Here is a 5435-nt window from a genome sequence, read left to right on the forward strand (position 1 = left end):
GTAAAAAGCGAAGGAAATCAAACAGGAGCGGATCGGACCAGTTTGCCGCGATATGCCGTCCAGGTCGATGTTTTGAACAAGGTTTGACTTGCTTCGCTGGAAGTGCTGCGCTAACCCTCGCCGCGTTGCAGCATAGGCCCTTAAAACGGTTCAGCGGTTAAACTGTCACGCTTCCGCATTAGGGTCCGGTGCTGTAATCAACGTGGATTGGCGCCAACGGAAAGCCGAGCATGAACGCACTCTTGAGCTCATACCTGCCCATCGTCCTGTTCATAGGCGTGGCGCTGGTTGTCGGCCTGGCGCTGCTGGCCGCGCCCTTCCTGGTGGCCTACCGCAATCCCGATCCCGAAAAGCTTTCCGCCTACGAGTGCGGTTTCAACTCGTTCGACGACGCCCGCATGAAGTTCGACATCCGTTTCTACCTGGTGTCGATCCTGTTCATCATCTTCGACCTGGAAGTAGCCTTCCTGTTTCCGTGGGCGGTGTCGTTTTCGAAGATCGGCATGCTCGGTTTCTGGTCGATGATGGTTTTTTTGGCGGTGCTGACCATCGGCTTTGCCTATGAATGGAAAAAAGGAGCGCTGGAATGGGATTGAACGACAGTTCAGGCACCCTCGTCGCGCCGAAGCCCAAGGGCATCATCGATCCCAACACCGGCAGGCCGGTGGGGGAGGACGATCCCTTCTTCCTCGAGATCAACAACGAGTTGGCCGACAAGGGCTTTCTGGTCACTTCGACCGAGGCGCTCATCACCTGGGCGCGCAGCGGGTCGCTGATGTTCATGACGTTCGGCCTCGCCTGCTGCGCGGTCGAGATGATCCACACCTCGATGCCGCGCTATGATTCGGAGCGGTTCGGCGTCGCGCCACGCGCGTCTCCGCGCCAGTCCGACATCATGATCGTCGCCGGCACGCTGACCAACAAGATGGCGCCGGCGCTGCGCAAGGTCTACGACCAGATGCCGGAGCCGCGCTACGTCATCTCGATGGGCTCCTGCGCCAATGGCGGCGGCTATTACCACTATTCCTATTCGGTGGTGCGCGGCTGCGACCGCATCGTGCCGGTCGACATCTATGTGCCCGGCTGTCCGCCGAGCGCCGAAGCGCTGCTCTACGGCATTCTTCTCTTGCAGAAGAAGATCCGCCGCACCGGCACGATCGAACGGTAAATCCATGACCGCATCCCTGAGCGAACTGTCGACCTATCTCGGCGAGAAGCTGATCGGCCGCGTGAACGAGGCTGATATCGCCTATGGCGAACTCACCATCCATGTCGAGCCGCGCGATCTGGTCGAGGTGATGACCTTCCTGCGCGACGATGCGCGCTGCCAGTTCATCTCGATCATCGATGTCTGCGGCGCCGACTATCCGTCGCGGGCCAAGCGTTTCGACGTCGTCTATCACCTGTTGTCGCCGAAGCAGAATGTGCGCGTCCGCGTCAAGGTGCAGGCCGACGAGGAAACCATGGTGCCGTCGATCACCGGCGTCTATCCCGGCGCCGACTGGTTCGAGCGCGAGACCTACGATCTCTACGGCGTTTTGTTCTCCGGCCATCCCGACCTGCGCCGCCTGCTGACCGACTATGGCTTCGAAGGCCATCCCTTGCGCAAGGATTTCCCGCTGACCGGCTTCGTCGAGGTGCGCTACGACGACGAGGCCAAGCGCGTTATCTATGAGCCGGTCGAGCTCAAGCAGGAATTCCGCAATTTCGATTTTCTGTCCCCGTGGGAAGGTACGGATTACGTGCTGCCGGGTGACGAGAAGGCAAAGCAGTAAATGGCTGAAACCTCCGTCCGCAACTTCAACATCAATTTCGGCCCGCAACACCCCGCGGCGCACGGCGTTTTGCGCCTTGTGCTGGAGCTGGACGGCGAAGTCGTCGATCGCGTCGATCCGCATATCGGACTGCTGCATCGCGGTACCGAAAAGCTGATCGAAGCCAAAACCTATCTGCAGGCGGTACCCTATCTCGACCGGCTCGACTATTGCGCGCCGATGAACCAGGAACATGCCTTTGCGCTGGCCGCCGAGCGTCTGCTCGGCATCGAGGTGCCGAAGCGTGGCCAGGTGATCCGCGTTCTCTACAGCGAGATCGGCCGCATCATGTCGCACATCCTCAATGTGACGACGCAGGCGATGGACGTCGGTGCGCTGACGCCGCCGCTGTGGGGCTTCGTCGAACGCGAAAAGCTGATGGTGTTCTATGAGCGCGCCTCCGGTTCGCGCATGCATGCCGCTTATTTTCGGCCCGGCGGCGTCCATCAGGACCTGCCGCGTCAACTGGTCGAGGACATCGGCAAGTGGATCGACCCGTTCCTGAAGTCGATCGACGACCTCGACCGGCTGCTGACCGGCAACCGCATCTTCAAGCAGCGCAATGTCGATATTGGCATCGTCTCGCTGGCGGATGCCTGGGCCTGGGGTTTTTCGGGCGTGATGGTGCGTGGCTCGGGTGCAGCCTGGGATCTGCGCAAGTCGCAACCCTATGAATGCTATTCGGAGATGGATTTCGACATTCCGATCGGCAAGAACGGCGACTGCTTCGACCGCTACCTCGTGCGCATGGAAGAAATGCGCCAGTCGGCGAAGATCATGCGCCAGTGCGTCGACCTTTTGCTCGGCAAGGAGAGCACCGGCCCGGTGTCGAACCTCGATGGCAAGGTGGTGCCGCCCAAGCGCCAGGCGATGAAGCGCTCGATGGAAGCGCTGATCCATCACTTCAAGCTCTACACCGAGGGTTATCGCGTGCCGGCCGGCGAGGTTTACGCCGCCGTCGAGGCGCCGAAGGGCGAATTCGGCGTCTATCTGGTCTCCGACGGCTCCAACAAGCCCTACCGCTGCAAGCTGCGCGCGCCGGGTTTCGCGCATCTGCAGGCGATGGATTTCCTCTGCCGCGGCCACATGCTGGCCGACGTCACCGCCGTTCTCGGCTCCCTCGACATCGTGTTTGGTGAGGTCGATCGCTAAATGTCAGTCCGCCGTCTCGCAGAAGCCAGCGTCCAGCCAGCATCCTTCGCCTTCAACCGGGCGAATGCCGCGGCTGCGAAGCAATGGATCAAGAAGTACCCGAAGGGCCGTGAACAGTCGGCCATCATCCCGCTTCTGATGATAGCACAGGAGCAGGAAGGCTGGGTGACGAAGGCGGCGATCGAGACGATCTCCGACATGCTCGGCATGCCCCGCATCCGCGGGCTGGAAGTCGCGACCTTCTACACGCAGTACCAGTTGAATCCGGTCGGCACGCGTGCGCACATCCAGGTCTGCGGCACCACGCCCTGCATGCTGCGCGGTTCGGAAGCGCTGATGGATGTCTGCCGCTCCAAAATCCATCACGACCAGTTCCACACCAACGACAAGGGAACCTTGTCTTGGGAAGAGGTGGAATGCCTCGGTGCCTGCGTCAACGCGCCGATGGTGATGATCTTCAAGGACACGTTCGAGGATCTGACGCCGGAACGCCTGGCTGAAATCATCGATCTCTATGACGCCGGCAAGGGTGCTGCGGTGGAACCGGGGCCGCAGAATGGCCGCACCGGCTCGGAGCCGGCCTCCGGCCTCACCACGCTGAAGAGCGAAAAGGCGATCCTCAAGTCGACCCGCGACAGGGAAGCCAGGGAGGCGGCCAAGGCCGCCAGGGCGGCACCCGACGCGATCGTCGCAGCGCCGGTGCCGGCGCCGGCCGCGGCCCCTGTCGCACCGTCCAACACCAGCAAGCCGAAGACCGACGCCCCTGAAACCAGCCCGGCGCTGAAGACGCCTTCAAAAACCAAGGTCGCGCCGGCGGCTGAAAAGGCGGCGAGTGTTGCCGCTCCACTGCATTCGGCCGCCAATGCCAACAAGGCAGACTCCAAAGTCGAGCAGGTTTCCAAGCAGCGCAGTGGCCCCATCACCAAGGCCGAGCCGGCCTCCGCCTTCAAGGCGCCAGAGGTCAAGGTACCGGCCGCCAAGCCGGCCAAACCGTCGCTCGGGGACAAGAACCGCCCGGCCGGCATCGACAGGCCGGCACAGGTCGATGACCTCAAACTGATCTCCGGCGTCGGCCCCAAGATCGAGGGCATCCTGCATACGCTGGGCATCTTTACCTTCGCGCAGGTCGCGTCGTGGAAGAAGGCCGAACGCGAGTGGGTGGATGGCTATCTCTCTTTCCAGGGCCGCATCGATCGCGACGACTGGGTCAAGCAGGCCAAGGCGCTCGCCAAGGGTGGCGTCGCCGAATACATCCGCGTCTTCGGCAAGAAGCCGGTCTGAGGGACGAAAAATGCTCGGGGATAAAGACCGCATCTTCACCAATATCTACGGCCTGTTCGACAAGTCCTTGGCCGGCGCGATGGCGCGCGGCGCCTGGGATAACACGCCCGGCATCGTCGCCAAGGGCCGCGAGTGGATCGTCAACGAGATGAAGGCGTCGGGCCTGCGCGGCCGTGGCGGCGCCGGCTTCCCGACGGGCCTCAAATGGTCGTTCATGCCCAAGCAGAGCGACGGCCGGCCGAGCTACCTGGTCATCAATGCCGACGAATCGGAGCCCGGCACCTGCAAGGACCGCGACATCCTGCGCAACGACCCGCACACGCTGGTCGAGGGCGCGCTGCTTGCCGGTTTCGCCATGGGTGCGGTTGCCGCCTACATCTATGTGCGCGGCGAGTTCATCCGCGAGCGCGAGGCGCTGCAGCGCGCGATCGAGGAGGCCTATGAGGCCAAGCTGATCGGCAAGAACAACACCTCCGGCTACGATTTCGACATCTACATGCACCACGGCGCCGGCGCCTATATCTGCGGCGAGGAGACAGCGCTCCTCGAAAGCCTCGAAGGCAAGAAGGGCCAGCCGCGGCTGAAGCCGCCATTCCCGGCCAATGTCGGCCTCTATGGCTGCCCGACCACGGTCAACAATGTCGAATCGATCGCGGTTGCGCCGACCATCCTGCGCCGCGGTGCGGCCTGGTTCTCGTCCTTCGGCCGGCCGAACAATGTCGGCACCAAGCTGTTTTGCATCTCCGGCCACGTCAACAATCCGTGCACGGTCGAAGAGGCGATGTCGATCCCGTTCCGCGAACTGATCGAGACGCATTGCGGCGGCATTCGCGGCGGCTGGGACAATCTTTTGGCGGTCATACCGGGCGGCGCTTCGGTGCCGCTGGTGCCGGCCGAGCAGATCATCGACGCGCCGATGGATTTCGACGCGCTGCGCGACCTCAAATCCGGCCTTGGAACCGCGGCTGTCATCGTCATGGACAAGTCGACCGATGTCGTGAAGGCGATCGCGCGGCTTTCCTACTTCTACAAGCACGAGAGCTGCGGCCAGTGCACGCCATGCCGCGAAGGTACCGGCTGGATGTGGCGGGTGATGGAACGGCTGGTGCGCGGCGAGGCGCAGAAGCGCGAGATCGATATGCTGCTCGACGTCACCAAGCAGATCGAAGGCCATACGATCTGCGCGCT

6 protein-coding genes are annotated in these 5435 nt (G+C 62.5%); all 6 read left to right on the forward strand.

Going from position 1 to position 5435, the window contains the following annotated elements:
• The first annotated feature begins 230 nt into the window (after positions 1–230).
• Positions 231–596 carry an NADH-quinone oxidoreductase subunit A gene (locus EN879_RS22995; RefSeq protein WP_010910112.1) on the forward strand — a complete coding sequence of 122 codons (366 nt, stop codon included), beginning with the start codon at positions 231–233 and terminating at the stop codon, positions 594–596.
• The gene (locus EN879_RS23000; RefSeq protein WP_013531090.1) at positions 587–1168 is read left to right on the forward strand and encodes an NADH-quinone oxidoreductase subunit B; all 582 of its coding nucleotides are present in this window, start codon (positions 587–589) and stop codon (positions 1166–1168) included. Before EN879_RS22995 ends, EN879_RS23000 begins: the two co-directional genes overlap by 10 nt.
• A 4-nt stretch (positions 1169–1172) precedes the next feature.
• Entirely contained in the window at positions 1173–1775 is a 603-nt protein-coding gene (locus EN879_RS23005; protein WP_013531091.1) for an NADH-quinone oxidoreductase subunit C, read from the forward strand.
• Positions 1776–2966: an NADH-quinone oxidoreductase subunit D gene (locus EN879_RS23010; RefSeq protein WP_024501361.1), complete on the forward strand. Its 1191-nt coding sequence runs from the start codon at positions 1776–1778 to the stop codon at positions 2964–2966.
• Positions 2967–4247: an NADH-quinone oxidoreductase subunit E gene (locus tag EN879_RS23015; protein ID WP_063168238.1), complete on the forward strand. Its 1281-nt coding sequence runs from the start codon at positions 2967–2969 to the stop codon at positions 4245–4247.
• A gap of 10 nt (positions 4248–4257) precedes the next feature.
• Positions 4258–5435 (forward strand): NADH-quinone oxidoreductase subunit NuoF (gene nuoF / locus EN879_RS23020; protein ID WP_127274261.1); only part of this gene is annotated, 1178 nt, incomplete at its 3' end.

It is taken from the genome of Mesorhizobium sp. M7A.F.Ca.AU.002.02.1.1 (genome assembly GCF_003998535.1).
Taxonomy (GTDB): Bacteria; Pseudomonadota; Alphaproteobacteria; order Rhizobiales; family Rhizobiaceae; genus Mesorhizobium; species Mesorhizobium ciceri.